The organism is Nitrospira sp. Nam74 (assembly GCF_965152615.1).
In genome coordinates, this window is sequence record NZ_OZ224220.1 from 1445041 (window position 1) to 1465607 (window position 20567).

21 protein-coding genes are annotated in these 20567 nt (G+C 55.5%); 17 read left to right on the top strand and 4 right to left on the bottom strand.

Going from position 1 to position 20567, the window contains the following annotated elements; genetic code table 11:
* Positions 1-21: 21 nt before the first annotated feature.
* From tatC to ACWHYZ_RS07060, 11 genes are all read left to right on the top strand, one after another.
* Complete coding sequence (gene tatC / locus ACWHYZ_RS07010) at positions 22-960, top strand: twin-arginine translocase subunit TatC (RefSeq protein WP_447986563.1); 939 nt, start codon at positions 22-24, stop codon at positions 958-960.
* Complete coding sequence (locus ACWHYZ_RS07015; protein ID WP_447986564.1) at positions 926-1453, top strand: MogA/MoaB family molybdenum cofactor biosynthesis protein; 528 nt, start codon at positions 926-928, stop codon at positions 1451-1453. The genes tatC and ACWHYZ_RS07015 overlap by 35 nt, the downstream gene beginning before the upstream one ends.
* A gap of 65 nt (positions 1454-1518) precedes the next feature.
* A complete protein-coding gene (locus tag ACWHYZ_RS07020) occupies positions 1519-2472 on the top strand; it encodes an Mrp/NBP35 family ATP-binding protein (protein ID WP_447986565.1) in 954 nt (317 codons plus the stop codon).
* A gap of 115 nt (positions 2473-2587) precedes the next feature.
* Positions 2588-3907: a molybdopterin molybdotransferase MoeA gene (locus ACWHYZ_RS07025; RefSeq protein ID WP_447987533.1), complete on the top strand. Its 1320-nt coding sequence runs from the start codon at positions 2588-2590 to the stop codon at positions 3905-3907.
* A 22-nt stretch (positions 3908-3929) separates the two neighbouring features.
* Positions 3930-4424 (top strand): molybdopterin-guanine dinucleotide biosynthesis protein B, encoded by a 495-nt coding sequence (gene mobB, locus ACWHYZ_RS07030; RefSeq protein WP_447986566.1) that lies wholly within the window; start codon positions 3930-3932, stop codon positions 4422-4424.
* Complete coding sequence (locus ACWHYZ_RS07035; RefSeq protein ID WP_447986567.1) at positions 4421-5128, top strand: NapC/NirT family cytochrome c; 708 nt, start codon at positions 4421-4423, stop codon at positions 5126-5128. The genes mobB and ACWHYZ_RS07035 overlap by 4 nt, the downstream gene beginning before the upstream one ends.
* 82 nt (positions 5129-5210) lie before the next feature.
* A complete protein-coding gene (locus ACWHYZ_RS07040; protein ID WP_447986568.1) occupies positions 5211-5960 on the top strand; it encodes an ABC transporter ATP-binding protein in 750 nt (249 codons plus the stop codon).
* Between the two features lie 95 nt (positions 5961-6055).
* Entirely contained in the window at positions 6056-6847 is a 792-nt protein-coding gene (locus tag ACWHYZ_RS07045) for an ABC transporter permease (protein ID WP_447986569.1), read from the top strand.
* A gap of 434 nt (positions 6848-7281) precedes the next feature.
* A complete protein-coding gene (locus ACWHYZ_RS07050; protein ID WP_447986570.1) occupies positions 7282-7608 on the top strand; it encodes an RNA recognition motif domain-containing protein in 327 nt (108 codons plus the stop codon).
* A gap of 584 nt (positions 7609-8192) precedes the next feature.
* Positions 8193-8528, top strand: coding sequence for an RNA recognition motif domain-containing protein (locus ACWHYZ_RS07055; protein ID WP_447986571.1), 336 nt, complete (start codon positions 8193-8195; stop codon positions 8526-8528).
* A 91-nt stretch (positions 8529-8619) separates the two neighbouring features.
* Positions 8620-9141 (top strand): FKBP-type peptidyl-prolyl cis-trans isomerase, encoded by a 522-nt coding sequence (locus tag ACWHYZ_RS07060; RefSeq protein ID WP_447986572.1) that lies wholly within the window; start codon positions 8620-8622, stop codon positions 9139-9141.
* Between the two features lie 162 nt (positions 9142-9303).
* Here ACWHYZ_RS07060 and ACWHYZ_RS07065 read toward each other — a convergent pair whose 3' ends face one another.
* The 3 genes from ACWHYZ_RS07065 to ACWHYZ_RS07075 form a co-directional block, all read right to left on the bottom strand.
* Positions 9304-10776 (bottom strand): Rqc2 family fibronectin-binding protein, encoded by a 1473-nt coding sequence (locus ACWHYZ_RS07065; RefSeq protein WP_447986573.1) that lies wholly within the window; start codon positions 10774-10776, stop codon positions 9304-9306.
* Between the two features lie 91 nt (positions 10777-10867).
* A complete protein-coding gene (locus ACWHYZ_RS07070) occupies positions 10868-11143 on the bottom strand; it encodes a DUF5676 family membrane protein (protein WP_447986574.1) in 276 nt (91 codons plus the stop codon).
* Positions 11144-11189: 46 nt separating this feature from the next.
* Positions 11190-12137 carry a glycosyltransferase family 2 protein gene (locus ACWHYZ_RS07075; protein WP_447986575.1) on the bottom strand — a complete coding sequence of 316 codons (948 nt, stop codon included), beginning with the start codon at positions 12135-12137 and terminating at the stop codon, positions 11190-11192.
* A gap of 313 nt (positions 12138-12450) precedes the next feature.
* Here ACWHYZ_RS07075 and ACWHYZ_RS07080 point away from each other — a divergent pair, with 313 nt between their 5' ends.
* The 6 genes from ACWHYZ_RS07080 to ACWHYZ_RS07105 all read left to right on the top strand — a co-directional run bounded on the left by ACWHYZ_RS07080 (position 12451) and on the right by ACWHYZ_RS07105 (position 18950).
* A complete protein-coding gene (locus ACWHYZ_RS07080) occupies positions 12451-14859 on the top strand; it encodes an endonuclease MutS2 (protein WP_447986576.1) in 2409 nt (802 codons plus the stop codon).
* A gap of 255 nt (positions 14860-15114) precedes the next feature.
* A complete protein-coding gene (locus tag ACWHYZ_RS07085; RefSeq protein WP_447986577.1) occupies positions 15115-16074 on the top strand; it encodes a hypothetical protein in 960 nt (319 codons plus the stop codon).
* A gap of 96 nt (positions 16075-16170) precedes the next feature.
* The gene (locus ACWHYZ_RS07090) at positions 16171-16338 is read left to right on the top strand and encodes a hypothetical protein (protein WP_447986578.1); all 168 of its coding nucleotides are present in this window, start codon (positions 16171-16173) and stop codon (positions 16336-16338) included.
* Positions 16339-16440: 102 nt separating this feature from the next.
* Complete coding sequence (locus ACWHYZ_RS07095; protein ID WP_447986579.1) at positions 16441-17595, top strand: two-component system sensor histidine kinase NtrB; 1155 nt, start codon at positions 16441-16443, stop codon at positions 17593-17595.
* 3 nt (positions 17596-17598) lie between these two features.
* Complete coding sequence (locus tag ACWHYZ_RS07100; RefSeq protein ID WP_447986580.1) at positions 17599-18240, top strand: response regulator; 642 nt, start codon at positions 17599-17601, stop codon at positions 18238-18240.
* Positions 18241-18782: 542 nt separating this feature from the next.
* Positions 18783-18950 carry a hypothetical protein gene (locus ACWHYZ_RS07105; RefSeq protein WP_447986581.1) on the top strand — a complete coding sequence of 56 codons (168 nt, stop codon included), beginning with the start codon at positions 18783-18785 and terminating at the stop codon, positions 18948-18950.
* A gap of 168 nt (positions 18951-19118) precedes the next feature.
* On the opposite strand, the gene ACWHYZ_RS07110 is transcribed toward ACWHYZ_RS07105, so the two are convergent.
* Positions 19119-20462: a response regulator gene (locus tag ACWHYZ_RS07110; protein WP_447986582.1), complete on the bottom strand. Its 1344-nt coding sequence runs from the start codon at positions 20460-20462 to the stop codon at positions 19119-19121.
* Between the last annotated feature and the right edge of the window lie 105 nt (positions 20463-20567).

The following is a 20567-nucleotide window of genomic DNA, read 5'->3' on the forward strand; positions in this document are numbered from 1 at the left end:
AGGCCGATTGGCTGACTACTGATGGCGGATTTTAAGCAATTCGGGAAGTGGCTGCAGGATTCTGTCTTTGCGCCGCTCGAAGATAAGAAGATGCCGGTCATGGAGCACCTGGTGGAGCTCCAGGTCCGGCTCACCCGGACCGTGCTCGTCGTGGGTGTCGTCTTCGTTGGCACGTTCTTTTTTGCCGACACGTTGGTGCAATGGCTCCGCGTGCCACTGCAAAATATGTTCGTGCCCGGCAAGCTCGAATGGGAGCCGACGGACCTACCGACGATTCCCTTTGTCTTCTTAGCGCCGGCCGAGGCTTTGTGGCAGAACGTGAAAGTGGCCGGCTTGTTTGCGCTCGTGATGGCGACCCCGTATGTGCTGTGGGAGATCTGGCAGTTCGTGGTGCCGGGTCTCCACAGCCACGAGCGTCGGTTTGTGGGGCCGTTTGTGTTTATCAGTGCGGTGGCGTTTTACGCGGGGGTTTCGTTCTCATTCTTCTTCGTCCTTCCCTTTGCCTTGAACTTTCTGATTTCTTATGGCGTCAACGCCGGATTTATTCCACAGATTTCCATCGCGCAGTATGTGGGCTTTGCCCTGTGGTTTCTGCTCGTATTCGGCTTGATCTTCGAAGTGCCGCTGGCCATTACGTTGATGGCCAAATTGGGATGGGTCAATGCACCGATTCTCAAGCGTTACCGAAAGTGGGCCTTTCTCGGCGCCTTCCTGGTTGCGGCGATTCTGACGCCGACCCCGGATCCATTTAATCAGTGCTTGATGGCCCTGCCGATGTATGTATTTTACGAGGTCGGTATTATCAGCGCCGGAATATTCGGCAAGAAGTCTTCGAGCGAATCCCAGTCTACGGGAGCGACTGCCGCGCGCCCCCCCGGGTCGTCCATGCCCATCCCAAAACCTGCACTTGCGGGGACAGGCGACTATGTCTCGGTTCAGGATTCGAGTCGTCGCTCTTGACCTTAGTATTGTCATGTTGCAGGTTGCCATTTTGGTTGTGAGTAGCAAGATTCTGGCGGGTGAGCCTGATAAGGGGCGGGAGGCGTTGGATCAGATCGTCGGCGAGCTTCCGGGTAAGGTCATGGCGTATGAGATAAGTCCGGATGATCGGGTACAGATCCGCGAACATCTGGTACGTCTGTGCGATGAACATCATCCTGATGTCATCTTGACGATCGGCGGAACAGGTGTTAGGCCGACAGACTGGGCGCCTGAGGCCACTCGAGACGTCGTCGACAAGGAAGTGCCGGGGATCGGCGAGGCGATGCGACAGGCAAGCGTCAAGAAGGTCCTGACGGCGATGCTGTCACGAGGCACTGCGGGCATTCGGAAGGAAACGTTAATCATCAATCTTCCCGGCAGCGCCAAAGGGGCTAAAGACAATCTTGCCGTGATCTTGCCAGTTTTGAATCACACCGCGGACAAAATAAAGGGCCTTAAACGTGACTTGTGATCGTTGTTGCAAAATGTCCCGTGTAGCGGGATAACGATAAACAATTCACGAGGACAGGAGAACAGATGGGCAGAGAGTTGAATGTTATTCAGCCGTCGGGATCGGGCACTGGCGATACATGTACATACATGTGGGCCTGCGCCATTTGCGATGAGAATGAAACGTGTCAAAAGGATAAGGAAGGGCATAGCCGCTGGCTCGTGGCGAAACGGATGGAGCGCATCGAGCACAAAGTGCTGATCATGAGTAACAAAGGCGGCGTCGGAAAAAGCACGATGACGACGAATCTCGCCGTCAGTCTGGCGCTGAAAGGTCATGAAGTCGGCATTTGCGATATGGATATCCATGGCCCGAACATTCCCAAGATGGTTGGCGCGGAAGGTCAAAAGCTCAAGATCAGCTCCACGGGCGGAATCATTCCCTTTCAGGCATACAATCTCAAGATTGCCTCGATGTCCTTCTTGCTGCAGAATCCCGACGACCCGATTATCTGGCGAGATGCGTACAAGTATGAATTCATCAATCAGCTGTTGGGTGGTGTGGAATGGCAGGACTTGAATTTTCTGCTCATCGATTTGCCGCCTGGCACGGGCAATGAATCTGTCACGACGATCGATCTGCTCGGTGGCGTGACGGGGGCCGTAATTGTCACGACCCCGCAAGAAGTCGCTCTGTTGGACTCTCGAAAGTCCGTCACCTTTTGCAAGGATAGCGAGGTCCCGATCATCGGCATTGTTGAAAACATGAGCGGGCTCGATTGTCCACAATGCGGCCATCACATCGAGGTGTTCAGGAGAGGTGGAGGCGAAGCGTCGGCGTTAGACATGGGTGTGCCATTCCTGGGGCGAATTCCGCTCGATCCCGAGGTTGTGACACAATGCGATGCCGGTGAGCCGTTTGCAATGTTCTATTCCGATACGCCGACCGCCGACGCGTATCATACCATCGCCAATAAAGTGGACGCGTTCTGTAAGAAAAGCGGCTCGTTGCTTAAGGTCGCTCCTCGCCATCACCACTAGTAGAATGGTGAGAAGGGCCCGCAGCTTCGTTTCTCGGGTCGAAACAATCCTCAACGTACGGTACGCCTCCGTTGTTTCGAACCTGCCGCCTTGCTGGAGGACCTTTTTGACCATCGTGCAGAAGACTAGGGACGGAAAGAATTCAATGAATCCAAAACAGTCGGACCTCACCTCGCTCCATGAAGCACAGAAGATAGTGCTGGACGCCGCCCGGCCCTTGGGGCTTGAAAAGGTTGCCATATTAAATGCACTGGGCCGTGTACTCGGCGAGGATATTGTGGCCACGCGTGACAATCCACCTTGGGATAATTCAGCCATGGATGGTTTTGCCGTCCGCTGGGAGGATTTGAAGCAGGAGCATGCGATCAGCAAGCCGGTGATCCTGAACGTCATCGAAGACGTCCCGGCGGGGAAAGTCGCGACCAAGGCCGTGGGGCCCGGGCAAGCCATTCGAATCATGACCGGTGCACCCTTGCCTCGAGGCGCGAATGCCGTGGTCAAGGTCGAGGAAACGGAACCGTCCTCCACCACAGTGAAGATTTTCAAACCGATTGAACCGCGCGCCAACGTTCGCCCCCAAGGGGAAGACGTAAAAAAAGGGGAATGTATTATCCGCAAGGGGACGCAGATTCGTCCGGCGGAAGCCGGAATGCTCGCCATACTTGCGAAATCGTTCGTGCTCGTCTATCAGCAGCCGCGCGTGGCGATTCTTTCTACCGGGGATGAACTCGCGGATTTGGATGAGCGCTTCAGCGAAGAGAAGATCATCAACTCGAACAGCTATGGCATCGCCGCTGCGGTGCAAGAGGCAGGGGGCATTCCCATTTTGCTCGGCATCGCGCACGATCAGCCGGCGGCCTTGAAAGAAAAAATCGCGCATGGATTGAATGCCGATATTCTTGTTTTGTCCGGCGGAGTGTCCATGGGGGATTACGATTTTACGAAGGCGGTCTTTAAGGAACTTGGCGCGGAGATGAATTTTTGGAAACTTGCCATCCGGCCCGGTCAGCCATTGGCGTTTGGCAAAATTCAAGGCAAGCTGGCGTTCGGCCTGCCCGGTAACCCTGTATCCTCGATGGTTACGTTTGAGCAACTCGTTCGGCCGGCGATGCTCAAGATGGGAGGCCTGCGGACGTATGGCCGTCCAGTCGTGCAGGCACAGATGCAGGAAAAGTTTTCCAAGCGGAACGATCGCCGGCATTTTCTGCGTGGCATACTGACGCGCGAAGAGGGTGTGTTTAAAGTGCGCACGACGGGAGAACAGGGATCTGGGATCTTAACCTCAATGGTGAAGGCCAATTGTCTCATCGACGTTGCCGAGGACGTTGAGCGGCTGAATCCGGGTGACTGGATCAACGTGCAGGTGATGACGCATGACATTTGGACGAATGAACCGCCACCTCTTTCAAGTGGACACGGGACGCACTGTTGCTGACGCTCCTCCCGCAAAGGACCCTATGACAGTTCCCATTGTGAGTTTTGTCGGACGATCGAATAGTGGAAAGACGACGCTTATCGAGCGCCTCATTCCGGAACTGGTCCTTGCAGGGTATCGCGTCGCCACGATCAAACATGCCGGCCATGGCTTTGATCTCGATACGGAGGGCAAGGATAGCTGGCGACATAAGCGGGCCGGCGCCAGTACGGTGATCGTCGTCTCGAAGGGCAGCCTCGCGATGTTCTCCGATGTATCGAGTGAAATCGGCGTAGAGGAACTGCGCGAGCGATTTGTGGATCGAGATCTGGATCTCATTATCGCCGAAGGGTGGAAGAGCGAAGGGTTTCCGAAAGTCGTGGTCGTACGCGATCAACTAGGTGAGGTGCCGGTGTCGACGGAAGGTCTGCTGGCCGTCGTGTCCAACATGCCGATCGAGCTGGCGGTTCCAACTTTCCATCCGGACGAGATCAAACGGCTGAGCGAGCTGCTCATTCGCCACTTCCCCAAACGATGATCCGCGCGCCTCGAGCCGTCGTCATTGTGACGATCATTGCGGCCGCGTTCCTTGTAGGCGGAGTGGCCGTTCCCTTGACCAATCATGCGGACTTCTGCGCCAGTTGCCACACGATCAGGCCATCCTACGATACGTGGAAAATCTCCACCCATAAGGACGTGACATGTGTGGTTTGTCATGTGCGTCCTGGGTTCCAGAATTGGCTGCATGACAAAGCCTGGAATGGATCGAAGGATCTTGCCATCTATCTGTTCGACACACCGACCGACCCCCATAATTTGGTCGCCAAGGTAGATTCCGCCGTCTGTATCAGTTGTCATCACGCCATCCTACGGGTATCCGAGGTGGCGCCGCGCGATTTGCCTCCCCCGGTGAAAGACGTCGGGTTGATCATGAGTCACCGCGCGCATATGGAGGCGTTTGTCAAGCGCGGACAAGAAGAAGGCTGTACGACCTGTCATTCACGTGTGGTACATGAGAAGCCGATCAAGGGATACCCGATTGTCATCCCCCGCGGACATGTCTCGGAGGACAGCGAGCCGCATTATCCCGATCATCCCGAAGGGACGAAGCTTCGGGCTGCGGCCATGGCGGACTGCTTCCGTTGCCACGACGGCAAGACACAATACGAAGGAAAAGTCCTCAGCAAGCGTTGCGAGACGTGCCATCTTCCGGACAAGCTGGACAAGTTCTTATTCAACTGATTGTGGTCGCGTCATGAGACGGTCAATTCCCGGGACAGATTGTAGTGTAGAATCGAGAGGCACAATCTTCACGAGAAATGAAATGAGACTCGAGGCTGATGGCATGTGTTCCGCGGTCCTGGAAGTAAAAAATCTCACGAAGCGCTTCGGTGACTTTACCGCTGTTGATAATATTTCGTTTCATATCGGCCCAGGCGAAATCCTCGGGCTGTTGGGTCCGAACGGCGCGGGAAAGACGACGACCATTCAAATGCTGCTCGGTTTGGTCACACCGACGTCGGGATCAATCAAGATGTTCGGCCTGGATTTGGAAGCGCAGCGAGAGACGATATTGGGCCAAGTGAACTTTTCATCGACCTACATTTCGATGCCGTTTTCGCTAACCGTAGAAGAGAACCTTCGGGTCGTGGCGAAGCTCTACGGGATGGATGACATTGCTCGCCGCATCAACGAGGTGGTCAAGACTCTGGAGATGGAGGAGTTCCGGGCGAAAGTGACCCGCAAGTTGTCGTCCGGTCAAATGACGCGACTCGCCTTGGCCAAGGCCATCCTGACGGAACCAAAAGTGCTGTTCCTCGATGAGCCCACGGCAAGTCTGGATCCGGATATTGCCCATAAAATCCGTGGCGTACTCAAAGAAGTGCGGCAGTCCACCGGGTTGAGTATTCTGTACACTTCACACAACATGCGGGAGATGGAAGAGATGTCGGATCGCATCGTCTTCTTGCAGCGTGGCAGACTTGTCGCGCAAGGCACCGCCCAAGAGATCGTCGAGACGTTCGGCCAGCAGGACTTAGAGGAGGTATTTCTGAAGCTTGCCCGTGAACGATAGTGATGGGTAAGCGTCAAGCGTTGAAAAGCCTCACAGTCATCATGTCCTGTCTTCGACTGTAAGACCTGCTGACCTTACGATGTTATAGGCACATTATGAAACTGCATCGCATCGATGCCCTCATCTCCCGACATCTCTATCTGTACAAGCGGAGTTTGCCCCGCCTGATGGAGATTTTCTATTGGCCGTTTCTGGATCTCGTCGTGTGGGGATTCATCACCGTGTATCTGATGAAGTTTCAGGGCCAGATTCCGGGAGTCGTGACCTTTTTCCTCGGCGCCCTGATCTTGTGGGATGTCTTGTTCCGCGCGCAGCAGGGAATCACCATCTCATTTCTCGAAGAAATCTGGGCTCGTAATTTGATGAACCTCTTTGCAAGCCCGCTCAAGCCGAGCGAGTTCCTGGTCGCCACCATGGCGTTGAGTGTCTTCAAGGTTACCGCCGTTTCCGTCATCATGGTTGTCGCGGCATTTGTATTTTATGACTACAACATTTTCAAAATCGGCCTTTCATTAGTTCCTTTTGTCTTCAATTTGCTCGTGGCCGGCTGGACTATCGGGGTGTTGACGACGTCACTCATCATGCGATTTGGGCAGGAAGCGGAAGTGCTCGCCTGGGGCATGGTTTTTTTATTTCAACCGGTCTCCTGCGTCTTTTATCCCATTGAGGTGCTTCCCAAATGGTTACAAGCCGTGGCGTGGGCCAATCCTGCGGCGCATGTGTTCGAAGGCATGCGAGCGGTCATCAGTACGGGGGTGGTCCCGCCGGCCCACCTCGTATGGGCGGCCGGATTGAATTTGCTCTATCTCGCGTTGATGGTCGGCTGGTTTCACCACACGTTCAACGTCTGCAAGGAACGGGGATCGCTAGTGCGGATAGGGGAATGAGGTCGCGTCCAGCATCGTGAGCATCGATCCGAAAAAAGGCTTTCAAGTCGACCCAAATGATGATTTTGCTCGCCCGTGGCATAGAAGGGTCATTCCGTAGGGTCCAAACTGCCTGAAGAAGGGCGATGGGTTCCTCTATATCTGTCTATTAAGTTCCCATTTACAGCGACAGTACGTCTCATCGCGCTGGTTATTCTCCAAAAGTTTTCTTATGGCCCTCCGCTTGTTCTTTCTTGCTTCATGTGCTACCGTAAAGCTACTTCATCCCCTGGGCCTGGCGATGAAGTCGAATAACAGGGCCCGTTAACCGATGTTGTTTTTGTCCGAGAATCTGATCGAAGTCCGACCTGAGTCGCTTCTGTTTCGCGTCTTCGGCCCGTTCCTTCCTTCTCTCCTCGAGTCTAAGACAATATCACTTTCAAAGGAGGACCCTCATGGGTTCGAAGATCTATGTCGGTGGGTTGCCGTATTCGGCAACTGAGCAGGAGTTGAACAACCTTTTCGCCGCGCACGGCAACGTGGAATCGGCTCGGGTCATCACGGACAAGTTTACCGGTCAGTCACGTGGCTTTGGCTTCGTGGAAATGTCGAGCGGTGAAGAAGCGTCGAGGGCGATTTCTGCTCTCAACGGCACGCAGATGGGCGGCCGAACCCTCACGGTAAACGAGGCAAAGCCTCAGGAGCCGCGTTCTGGCGGCGGAGACCGTGGTGGTCGAGGTGGATTCGGTGGTGGGGGAGGCGGAAACCGCGATCGCTGGTAATTAAATCTGAGTTCCCATTCAGGCTGCCGTCGAAGGACGGCAGCCTGTGCTTTTCCTTCCAAGCTCACTTCAGCAAAGGATTTCCCTTCGTCTCCGTTCCTGATTTCCGTTCCTGATTTAGGACTACCGACCACGACAACCCGTTCTTCCCTTGGTATACACACGTGTGCCCCTAGTGCGACTTCGTCGCCTGGTTGGGCTGGCTCTTCGATTCCATGTTGCGCTGCCGGACTACCGCGAAACGTTGCTCGTTGTGCGAGCGAGAAGACGTCAGTCTTGCTCCCACGTCTGAGAATTCCATGCCTGTATGTCATCCGTCCGAACGCGACAATACCCGCTACTGGAAAGCCATTAGCAGGATTGTTGAGTTGTTGTTTATGGTGCGTTATGGTACCGTAAATTTCTTCATCACGTGGGGCCTGGTGATGTGGGATGGGGCAGCAAGGCCCTCAACCGATGTTGTTTTGCCCGGGAATCTTCCGGAAGCCAGACCTAAGTCGCTAGGTCTTTCGCGTCTTCGGCCCGTTCCTTCCTGTTGTGTTCCACCGTCCAAGACAATATCACCATTAAAGGAGGGACCCCTCATGGGTTCGAAGATCTATGTCGGTGGCTTGCCGTACTCTGCGACCGACCAGCAATTACAAGAGCTGTTTGCGCCGCACGGTTCCGTGGCTTCGGCGAAGGTCATTACGGATAAATTTACGGGTCAGTCGCGCGGATTCGGTTTCGTAGAAATGTCGTCGGGCGAAGAGGCGAGCAAGGCGATCGCCGCTCTCAATGGCACCCAAATGGACGGGCGCACCCTCACGGTGAATGAAGCCAAGCCTCAGGAGCCGCGGTTCGGTGGAGGGGAAAGCCGAGGCGGCCGTGGTGGCGGTGGATTCGGCGGTGGCCGAGGCGGTAAAAGGGACCGCTTTTAAGTTGTAATCCATCTGACGGTGAGTTGTCGTCACATAATCGCAGCTCGCTTTTGTGTGACCTGACTGTTGGTGTCATCACTACGAGGAGCACATGAACTACTTACAGAAGTCAATAACGGCTGCTTGCATGTTGGCCATGTTCACGAGTGCGGCCGTCTCTACGGCTTCTTCCGAGCCATCGCAGGTCATCGCAGACGGGTCGAAGGTGACGGTTGAGTATACGCTGGCATTACCCGATAAGACCGTTTTAGAAACCAATGTCGGGAAGGAGCCGATTTCATACACCCAGGGCAATCACGAAATCATTCCTGGCCTGGAGAAAGCGCTGGCGGGTTTGAAAGCAGGGGACAAGAAGCACGTCACGGTCACAGCCGAAGATGCGTATGGGCCATACGATGAACAGAAAAAGGTGACGGTGACGAAAGAGCAAGTACCTCCTGAGGTGAAGGTCGGGACCAGGTTGCGGGCGCAGAATGGGATGGAAGCAAAGGTACTCTCGATTGACGGCAATTCAGTGGTAGTGGATACGAATCACCCGCTGGCCGGAAAGTCACTGGTATTCGATATCAATGTGCTGAAGGTTGAGAAACAAGACGCGAAGTCTGGTCAGTAACGAATTGCCCGGCCGGGCGTCAGCGCGACGTCCGACCGGCCGTTCGCGAATGTCTCGAAGGTGTCCCGAAACGTCCTCGCGTCCAACAGAGGTTCAGCCGTGCCAGTGGCGGTGAGGTGGTTGGAGGCTCACACTATCAAGATGCGATAAATGACTCGTTATTCATGAGGGCGAGGCGCGATGCTGATCGATGTCGCGGGCTCGCTCCTTTAAACGCTCTAATCGCGTGCGATCCAACGTGATAAAGATCGTCTTTTCTTGAGTGACAGTGACGGTTCCAGCCGACTTGCCTTTGACTTTTCTGACGTACTTCCGCCGCGTATAAATCACCTCACCCTTGCCGCTTTTCTTGAGGTCGCTATAGAGCAAGGCCAAGGTCGCGGCATCGCGCAAGGTTTCATGCGACGGGTCGGCGCCCTTTTCGAGGCGGAGCACGACATGCGAGCCGGGTGTGCCATGCGCGTGAAGCCACAGGTCATCCGGCCGCGCTTCCCCGAACGTGAGTGCCTCATTCTCGCGAGCGTTTCGCCCCACGTAGATCGCCAGGCCGTCCTGCGAGACGAATCGACGAAACGGCCCTGACCGAGTTTCTCGTTTCGCCTTCGCATACGGTGGAGTTGCGTCTATGGGCGCTCCTCTTGGAGAACTGAATGAGGGAACAGGATCGGATAGGCCAAGTTCAAGGTTGGTGCGTTCGATTTGCAAGGCGTTCAAGTCCTCTTCGGCTCGTGCGAGTCGTGGCCGAATCTCGCGTTCCGCCGCCACGTGCTTGCGGTGTTTTTTGAAGTAGTCCTCCATGTTACCCTGCGGGCTTTTGGATGGGTCTAATGGAATGATCAATTCAGGCATGGCTGGATCGAAATAGTCGACGACGATGAGTTGCTCATGCCCTTTTTTGATCGCGTGAAGGTTCGTTTTCAGCAGTTCACCGTACCGAGCATAGTCTCTATAGCTGGCTGCCTTGTCGAGATCGCCTCGTAACACCTCCACCCGCCGCGCCGCTTTCTTGATCCGCCTTTTAAGATCCGCGAGTCGGGTGTGCCGCCATCGTGATGTGGCCCGCTCATCCTCACGCGTTTGGTACTGTTGCTCAATAGTATGCGATACAGGGAATGGCCGGCTCCTATCTTGAGGTGCAATCAAAGTTGAGTCGCCATGGGATCCCGAGAAAGCCTTGAAGGCGGGCGGCTGATAGGTCTTGCCGATCTGTTCTCGTGCCGACGCCAATGCGCTTATGACCTGCTCTTCGCCATTCACGAATAAGAGATCGGCTTTCCGGCCGGTCAGCTCTGCAATCAAGGCACATGGTCCCTCTCGCGCCGCCAGATGAAGACGCACGATCCGGTCCCCCTGCATCTGCTCTAGTCGTTCGATTCGCGCGCCATGAATATGTGCCCGCAGAAACTGGCAGAAGGCAGGTGGTGAGGGTGGATTCGGGAGGCGTTGTGTCAGCAGATGCAGGCGCGCGGTCTCCGGATCTGCCGAGATGAAGAGCGAGAGGCTCTGCCCCGGCGTACGAATGGCCAATGTAATGGCGCGCGGGGCGGGTTGAAAGACTTTCTGAATCCACCCAGTCTCAATAACCGGGGAGATTTCTTTTACAACCGCCGCAATGTCAGTCGCCGAGAGTCCCATTGAATATGGCTAGTGTGGCGGGGTATGGAACGAGAAGCAAGAGGGGATATGTCATAGAGCTCCAATAGCTATGCCAGCGAACGGCCGTCGGTCAATGGCGGTCGCCTTGGATCAGGCGATTGTACACAATGGCTCCAAGCAGGCCAAATCCCCAGGCCCCGCCGACAAACGCCACCAGCTCTCCTATCATCTTTATGATACTGATGTGCTGAGGGAGTAGGGAGGAGACATCAGCGCCGAAGAATTGCGCATTGAAGATGAAGACAAACAGAGGCGGAAAGACAGTCCGAAGCAGGACCAATATGAGTGCCAAGACGGCGGTAGTGATGGCCAGCGTATTGGCAAAAGCAAGAGGCCGAATCGTCATGATTGAGCTCGCACGCCATGCTAGGGGAATGCAGCATTAAATGCAATCAGAGGGGCTTGTTCTGAGAGAGAGAGGTCTTAGAGGGCGCGGCAACGCGTGGCCTAACAGTATGAGGGAGGAGTTGTATGATCTTTTCATACGTGGGTTTAATCGTGATGGAGGGGGAGTATCGGCCTAGGATGATGAAGCAGATCATCGCCTGCTTCCATTGCTTGCTCCTCACCGCCTTAAGGCCTTGCCAGAAGAGCAATTCTCCATACAACTGCCGGCGGAACGCGATGCCATCGCGGTACGCGTCTTTCGACATGTTGCTTTCTTGTACAAATGGCCGTTGCCGTTGAAGCGTTTTCATGGCAGCCGTTAACATCTTGCCCCAGTTTTGAGATTCCTGTTTCGGGTGTCGGCGGTATTCGGCAATGACGGCATGGTGACAATGCATGGCATGGGTGCGGGTAATCCGAAAATACAGGTCCTGGTCCTCGGTTCCCTCCAATCCGGGCTGAAAACCTCCGACGCGCTGAACGATGTCGCGGCGAAACATGGCCACGCAGGGTGGGCCGATGAAATTGAATCGTAGCAACGTCGTATAATGAGTCGGTAACGGCGCGCAGTTGTGAACATGCCAGGTGTCATTCATGCCAAACCATCGATAGTCACCGCAAACAAACGCCGCTTCTGGATGAGCCCGGAAAGCAGCCACACAGGTTGCCAGGTGGTCGGGAAGCAGGCGATCGTCCCCATCCACGAACACGAGGTAGTCCCCGCTTGCTTGTGCAATGCCATGGTTTCGCGCGACGCAGACGCCTCCATGCTGTTGCCGTATGTAACGAACGCCCGCATAGCGCCCAATCACTTCCGCGCTGCTGTCGGGTGATGCGTCATCGACGGCAATAATTTCGTAGGCAGGATGGGTTTGTGCCAGGACACTCTCCACCGTCTCTGGTAGGAATTGCGACTGATTGTAACACGGGATGATGACGCTGACTTTTTCCATATATGCGGGAGAATGAAAATACCTAGTCTATATTGCATAACGCAACTTTTATACCGGTTAAGAACTAATGGTTTTTTAGGGAATATAGAATATCTCTCGAGGATGGCTGTCAATCGCAGATGACACTATTTTGCCGCCAACATGGATGGCGATTGCAATGAAACCCGTGAGATAGCGGGCGGCTGTGGACCCTATGATCGTTCGCACCGTCAAGTTTGTTTGCGCCCCAGGACAAAGAACGTGGATCGGCGCTAAGTTGTGTCGGTTCTATCAGGCACGGTAGAGTGCCGTTTTTATTACACGAGGGGTATCCGTGGAAGCTGGAAAACTGTCCCAACAAACCCTTGATGCTCTTGAGTGGCCTCGTATGCTGGAAATATTGGCGGGCCATGCGCGATCCAGCATGGGAGCAGAACGGTGTCGGACGCTCCCGTTAGCGGCCTCTTTGGATGAGGCAAGGCTGGGATTGCGCAAGACGGCCGAGATGGTCATGTTTCGGGAGTCGGCCGAGCCATTTCCTTCTTTGTCGTTCCCCGATCTCAGAGAGGTGCTCAGCCGCGGCTCGAAAGGAGCTGTTTTAGAGGGGCATGAATTGCGCGATCTCTCGGTAGTGCTTGGTCTCACGTTTGACGTGGTTCGATATCTTGGACGCCAGCGCGAGTTGGCGCCGGCACTTTGGGAGACTGCCGCTCCTATTTTGGAGGTGAGTCAGTTACATGACTTCAGAGAGCGAATCGACCGATGCGTCGATGCCGAGGCAAATATTAAAGAATCGGCCACGCCGGAACTGCGCCGGCTTTCGCACCATGCCCATGACCTCAAACAGCAGATGCGCCGGCGCCTAGAAGGAATCTTGGCGTCGAACCGCTACGCCGACGTCTTACAAGAGTCCTATTTCGCCCAGCGCGAGGGTCGATATGTGGTTCCCTTGAAGGCCGACATGCGTTCGAAGATTCCCGGCATCGTCCATGACGTGTCTTCCAGCGGAGCGACCGTCTTCGTCGAGCCGCGGGAATTGGTGGAATTAAATAATTCGATCAAGGTGGCCGGTATTGAAATCGAGCGGGAAGTTCGCCGGATCCTCACTGAACTCTCGTTCATCGTGAGAGAACATGGGATGACCTTATTGGCCGGCTTGGATGTCCTAGCTGCTCTCGATTGCATTGCGGCGAAAGCCGCCTTCAGTCATCAGGTCAAAGGGCAAGAGGTCTCGCTCACCGCCAATGGGCGGATTGCGCTGAAACAAGCACGTCATCCGCTTTTGGTGCTCACGAAAGAGGCGGTGGTCGCCAACGATCTGATGTTGGATGAGACAATCAAAGTCCTGATCATTTCCGGACCCAACACCGGCGGTAAAACAGTGACCTTAAAGACTCTGGGACTGTTCGCCCTCATGGTCAGAGCCGGACTACAACCGTCCTGTGCCGCCGATTCGGAGATGGCCTGGTTCCCCGACATCTTCGCCGACATTGGTGATACTCAAGATCTCGCCAAGGATCTGTCGAGCTTTTCCGCGCATATCACACAAATGATCCGCCTTCTTGATCAGGCGGCCGGGATTGGGACTGCGGGCACGGCCCCGGCGCTGGTGCTTCTTGACGAGCCGGTCACCTCAACCGATCCAGCGGAAGGGGCGGCGCTGGCGGAGGCGCTCTTGCTTCGGTTTGCCCACATGGGCATGAAAGTGGTCGTGACGACGCATTATAACTCCCTCAAAGTCTTGGCTCATGCGACGGCTGGATTCATGAACGCGAGCGTCGGATTTGACGTACAGACGCTCTCGCCGACGTATCGCGTCATGATGGGCATGCCCGGTGGTTCGTCGGCTATCGAAATTGCCGGACGGTTGGGGATGGACGAAACGATTCTTGACGAGGCGCTGCAACGGGTGCAGCGCGAGGATCGTGCGCTGGAGCAGATGCTCACAGAGCTTCAAGACGCACAGCGCCGGCTGGATGAAGAGACGGAGAAGATCGCACTTCTGAAAACCGAAACGCAGCGTGCCGCCCAAGAGGCACGAGAAGTCGCGGATCGCCTGAAGAGCACCGAGCGCGAAGAGCGGAAGCAAGTCAAGAAGAAATGGACCGATGAACTTCTGCGGGCGCGTGCGGAAATCCACACCGTTCTGGAAGGACTGAAACAGGAACAGTCTCTGAGCAGGGCCAAAGAAGCCAAGCTGCAATTGCGGCAAGTGGATGAGGTGATTAGAAAGCAGTTGGCCCACGCTGAAGCACGCATTCCACTGGAGCAATTGCAGGCTGGCGATCAAGTAGAAATCGCCCATCTCGGTACGAGCGGGACGTTGTTGGAATCGCCGAGAGGCAAGAAGCGGGTGCGGCTGCGTGTGGGAGATGCGGACATGTCGGTGGCCGCGGCCCTATTGGTGGCATCCGAGAATCCGACGAGGCCATCGAAGGCAGCACCAACGGTCGGCGTGGCTCTCTCTCGATCGGTGATCTTACCGATGCATTCGGAGCAAGCATCCGTTGCTCTCGACCTTCGTGGTACAGCGGCTGATGAGGCGATTGACCGTACCCTCGCCGCATTAGATCGAGCTGCCCTTGCCGGAAGTCCGAGTCTTCGCATAATTCACGGCCATGGGACCGGCCGACTGAAAACGACCCTTCGGGCCTATCTGAAAGACTCGCCCTACGTCTCGTCCTTCCGACCCGGTGAGCGGGCGGAAGGAGGGGATGGCGTGACCATCGTCAAACTGAAGTAAACAGGATAGGCTGCGGGTAAGACTCGATTTCGGGTTTCTCAACCTCCGCTTCAGCCTCAACTTGCCCCAGGCCTTCCCGTTGTTGGTGGATTTGCCCAGGTGCTGGTTGAAAGGCACCACCATCGCTCTCTCTTCCCGGTAACAATAATCCGTAAGGCAGCGATAAGGAAAACAATTTCATGATGGCACTTTGCTTGCGAACCTTGCTTCCATAATCACAGTGAATAGTGGAACAAGCATAGGAGGGGCAGCACAATGACACGACGTATAGAACCAATTGATTTGATGGTGGCGGTGGGCGTGTTCGCGACGGTCCTTGGGGGATACTTTCTCTTCATGGCCTCAAACGGTACGCTGGAAGCCGCGCAACCTCAACTTGCCACAGGCGAGCAAAGCACGACGGACATCGGTCCGATGGCGGCTATGGAATGGGTACAGCCGGCGCTTGGCGAGGCGCTGGTCCAGAATTTCCTGTTGGACCGTACCATCATGGCAGACATTGAAGCGGCGGCCAAGGAGCTGAATCGCGTCTCGCTGATGGCTCAGGACGTACAGGATGTTCCCGGTATGTCCATGGAAGCGCTCTCGTCCCGCATGATGGAACTCGATGCGGATCATGCCGGTCGCGTGCAATACGTCCTTGGGCGTTCTATTGTCGTTTCCAGTGGGCATGGAATCCGAGCAGGCTTGCTTTCATCCACGCTCCTCGATGGCCCCTACAATCAGCGCATGATCACTCTTGCTGAGACGAGAGCTCGGCAGATGGACACCGCCTATCAGGAAAGCCGCCAACCGATGCTGGGGCGCATGGTCGTGGCCGTCGCTCAGGCTGCTGATGAAACGATGCGTTTCGCGGAACGAATACAGGATAGTCTGGGGCACGCGATCGTTCGGATTGCATCTCTGCAGGCGGAGAGCCAAGCCAAAGCCGAGTCCCAAGCGCAATTGGCTCTTCTCATCGTCGGCTCGATCCATAACGAAGAGGTGGCGGGGCGCTTCGAGAATTTGGCCAAAGCGGAGACATCGACGCAGCCGGTCTCGACCGTTGTGACTCAGCCTCGAACGTGGCCTGACATTCCGACCGGTTTCCTGACGGCGGGCTCGATTGGTCTGATCGGATTGTTCTGGGGGCTCATCATCCGGAGCACCAGACCGGAGGAGCTGCCGACAACGGCGGAAGTTCCATCCGAGCCGGTGTATCGAAAGACTGCATAATCGACCGGCGGTGCGATTTTCACATCGTCTGTGTCGGAAGGCAAGCAGACTCGCCGAGGCGGATCTGCTTGCCGCATTTGACAAAGGGGGCATACCATGTCGTGGGGCTACTGGGGAATCGTGGCAGGGCTCCTGGTCCTCCTGACCATCTTCTTTTTCTGCATGGATCTCTTATATCGGGATGAGAAGAAGGTGATGCCCGGGGAGGACATTCGAGACAGTCAAAAGGCCACGCGCGCGGCCGACTCCAAGCATGCGGCTTAAGCCGCAGAGTTGGGTTCGCTCCTATTGCGTCTCTGCGCATCAGCGAAGAAGCGGTGGGGTCTGCCATGCGGGGCCGCGTTGATCGTTATGTCGAGAGCCACTATGAGTGAAGCGGCTCGAGCGAGTCGTGAAACCGTGACGTCTGAGGAGTATTACCGGACGTTGTGGAATCATGCGGTAGACGCAAAGGTAATTGTCGATGCCCAAGGCGTGATCCGTGATGTGAATCGCCGCACGGAATTTAAATTGGGACGGACGGGCGCTGAACTCATCGGCACGCCCGTCACCAATGTGTTTTGGGATCACGATCGGACACGCTTTCGCAGAGTGTTGACGCAGGTCGTGACCGGCCGAAAAGAGCGATCGATCTCAGGCCTCCATGTGCCGACCCTCAGCGGAACCGTCCTCACGATGGATGTGGAAATCGTCCCTGTGGAACGGACCGATGGAGAGATGACGGTTCTGCTGCAGTTCGAAGACATGACGGAGAAGCGGCAATTGGAGCAACAGCTCATCCGTTCCGAACGGCTCGCCTCGCTCAGTCAATTCGCCTCCATGTTCGCGCATGACATTCGTAATCCACTGGCGGGCATCAAAAAAACATTAGAGCTACTCAGGGAGCGGCCGGAGCTTCACGCGCAGCCGATTGCCCAATGGTTTGGGGATTTACAGTTTACGACGGATCTCCTCTTAGGGATGATCAACGATATGCTGGATGTCTACCAGGAGAGCTATTCAGGCTTGCCTATTGTCGTATCGCATTTTCCCGTCGGGGCGCTGTTTCATGAGGCGGTCCATTTGTTCAAATCCGAAGCCGACGCCAAAGGGGTCATCGTGCGGCTAGACGTCAGTCCTCAAGACATCATGATGACCGGCGATCGGCGTCGCCTTCAACGAGTCGGCATCAACCTGTTGCATAATGCACTCAAATACTCCCCGCCGAAGGGTGTGATTACCATTTCCATTAAATCTGGACAGGAAGGGGCGATGCCTGTGGGATTGGGACGAGTTGGCGATGAGGTGCTGCTCATGCGCGTGGAGGATGAAGGACCGGGGATCGACGCCGCGGATCTGCCCTCGCTGTTCGAGATGTTTTTTCGCAAGAAGGATGGACATGACTTACGAATCGGGCGCGGTTTGGGTCTGCACTTCTGCCGCCTGGTGATTGAAGCTCACCGTGGCCGTATTTGGGCGGCGAATCGCTTGACCGGTGGTGCGCAATTCTCAATTGCTGTTCCTCTGCATGCGCAAGGATAGAAGATGATCAAGCTGCTCATCGCCGAGGACCAACGTCTGTTTCGCCAGAGTTTGCGCTGTCTCTTGGAACGAGAGCCGGATATCGAGGTTGTCGGAGAAGCCACCGACGGGCGGGAAGCGTTCAACCTCGCCATGGAGTTAAAGCCGACAATGGTATTGATGGACGTCGATATGCCGAAGCTGGACGGGGTGACAGCGACTCGCCTCATTCAGGGTTGTACGCAGGAGGTAAAGGTCTTGATGCTCTCGGTGCACGATGATGACACACGGATCGTGGCAGCCGTGCAGGCCGGCGCAAGCGGCTACATTCTGAAGGACGCCGACCATGACGAATTCCTGCGCATCATTCGAGGGACATCGGAAGGTGAAGAGGTTTCGTCGCCGTTTTTGCCGGATCGTGGAGCCCGTACGGTATACCGTGCTTTGACTCAAGGCAGCGACCACCAGGGCGGGGGCCTCGGTATATTGACGGACCGGGAGCGGGAGATTCTAGCATGTGCATCCGGTGGACGAGGCAATAAAGAAATAGCCGATCAGCTCTGCGTCTCGTCGGATACCGTCAAAACCCATTTGCATCACATCTATCGAAAGTTGCAGGTCACCGGCAGGGTAGAGGCTATTCTCCTCTACTTGAGTGCTAAATGAGACAGCGCCTATCGCGCCTGGCTTCCCCCATCGTGGTGAGAGGGGAAACAATCTGTCGTGTGATGGTTGTTCAGACTGTCCTTATGGTGAGCGTCGTTCTCTGTGCCGGTTCAGTGCATACGCCACAGCGAGGAGGATGGGATGCGGACCCCTATGTGCCGGACAGTAGGTATGCGTCTGTACTCTAATCGGACAATGGACACTCACCCGCATGGGTGACGCTAAATGCATCGTTTGGGCCATAGTGTTGTCATGGCGGGCTCTTTAGGATCGACCATAAAGGAATGCGGCTGTTGGGAGCACTAAGGTCGTCTCTCGGCATGAGGTGAAGAAAGGGGGGCATGATGTCAGGAGTCGAATGGACCATCGTGACGGTCATCGGAGTGTGTTTAATTGCCCTCTTTGTGATTCTCGAAGTCTTCTTCCCCATGCCGGATGCGTCCGAGGGGACGATTACGGAGCGAACTGACCTAGGTAACTCTCCACAACCTATACACTCTGCGAGTTCCCATCCGCTTCAATGATACTCGAAGAGGTGAACTATGGTGGAATTAATTGGGGTCATCACCATCGTCGGCTTACATTGGGTCTTGGCCGCCAGTATGGCGAATGAGAGCGATGCTGAAAAACGCCGATGCGCGCGATTGGCGTTATTCGCAGCCAGTCAAGAGAATGCTAAAACGACTTTTGCGGCGAGAGACGCAGCCTGAAGCTATTCGCACCTTGTAGCAATGTGGCTCGGATGTGGCTGATCGTCCGCCATGAGGTTCGCAGTTACGTCTAACATTCAGATGGCTCCCCGTGCCGTCTGCCTTCACTGAACTGAGCAGAGGTGTTACTTGAGGCGAAGTGGGCCCGATAGGCGGGTGGGAGAGAACTCATACGCGGACGGGATGTGTCTGGAACCATTGTTCCAGAATACGATCAAGCAGACTCAACCGTACTTGTTGATTATCAATGGAACCCAGCGAACAGTTTGTTTGTGGTAGCCCTTGCAGTCCCGGGATGTGAGAAGCATTGATCACGAGCGCATGCACAGGAAGTGATGGCGCGAGGGCGTGGCGGGCTTTCAAAAAGGTTTGAACATGGTTGAGTTCCCCTTCCATCGACGGGTTAATCAAGAGGATTGCTCCCAGCGCACTCGGCAGGCATTGTTCCCACAGCGATCGAAACCGCTTTTCCGCTCGCACGGATAATAGGTGCAACAGAGCGTCCGACGAAAGTCGAACCAGTCCAAAATCCGTATGCTGTTTCTGATTGCCTTCATCAGCTCCGACAGCTGCCCATCGTGATGACGAAAGATCTTCCACGAGTAATTGAATCAGTTCGCTTTTACCCGTCCCCACAGTGCCGACCACCAACAGTCTGAAGATGTGCCGGTCGCCGAGCGAAGCCGTCTCCGCTTGCGCGCGGCGAAGGACCTCCTCTAAGCGGAGAATCAGGCGACCGACCTCGCTCCCCTCAGCGGAGGATCGAGAGCCTGGCACATTCGCGACCGGAATCGCTTTGGCGTGCTCTTGTTCTTCTAATTTTCGAAGGTCTTCAAACAATAAGTGCGCCAGGCTGGCCGTGATGGGCATGTGCTCGGGCATGGCATCGGGAAGAAATAGATACCGCCCTGCCTTCCATCCAAGGAGCACGAAAAGCGGTTCTTCGCGTTTGGGCGAACGGATATCGGCGTCGATAATCGTACCCTCCTTAAAATAGAGGGTGCCCGTCCGTTCACCGTGGCTCAGGACGAGGGCGCCCGACTTCTGGTCGAGCTCCAACATTTGAATCAGATCTAACACGTTCACCTCATCGAGTTGACCGCTTAAGCCGATCCGATCCAGCGGTATTTTCTTGGCCTGCTCAATGCGATCGATCATCGTCTCGACATGTTCGGCGAGCTGATCTAAGGGGCAGGGCTTGGTGAGGTAATCGTCCGATCCGATCTTGCGTGCTTTAGTGCGGTCGGTGTCCTGATCTCTTGCCGTCAGGAAAATGAATGGAATGGTGCGTGTGGCCGTGTCTCGTCGAAGTCGGCTGCACAGTTCGTAGCCGTCGACACCGGGCATGCCGATGTCTGCGATGATGAGGTCAGGGCGATCGGCGGCCACTTTTTGAATGGCTTCTAGGCCGTTCTCAGCCGTCTCCACCTCGTAGTTCCGAGCGCTGAGATAGAGAGATACTATGCGTCGAAGGTGGGCTTCATCGTCGACGACGAGGATTTTATACGCCATAGCATGACCCTATCATGCCGATGAACAGCGCCTATCAGGCGAAGGTGCCGGGGTCAGATGCGAGGCCGCAGGTGAAGTCAAAACCACAGGCGACCCCTCTGGGAT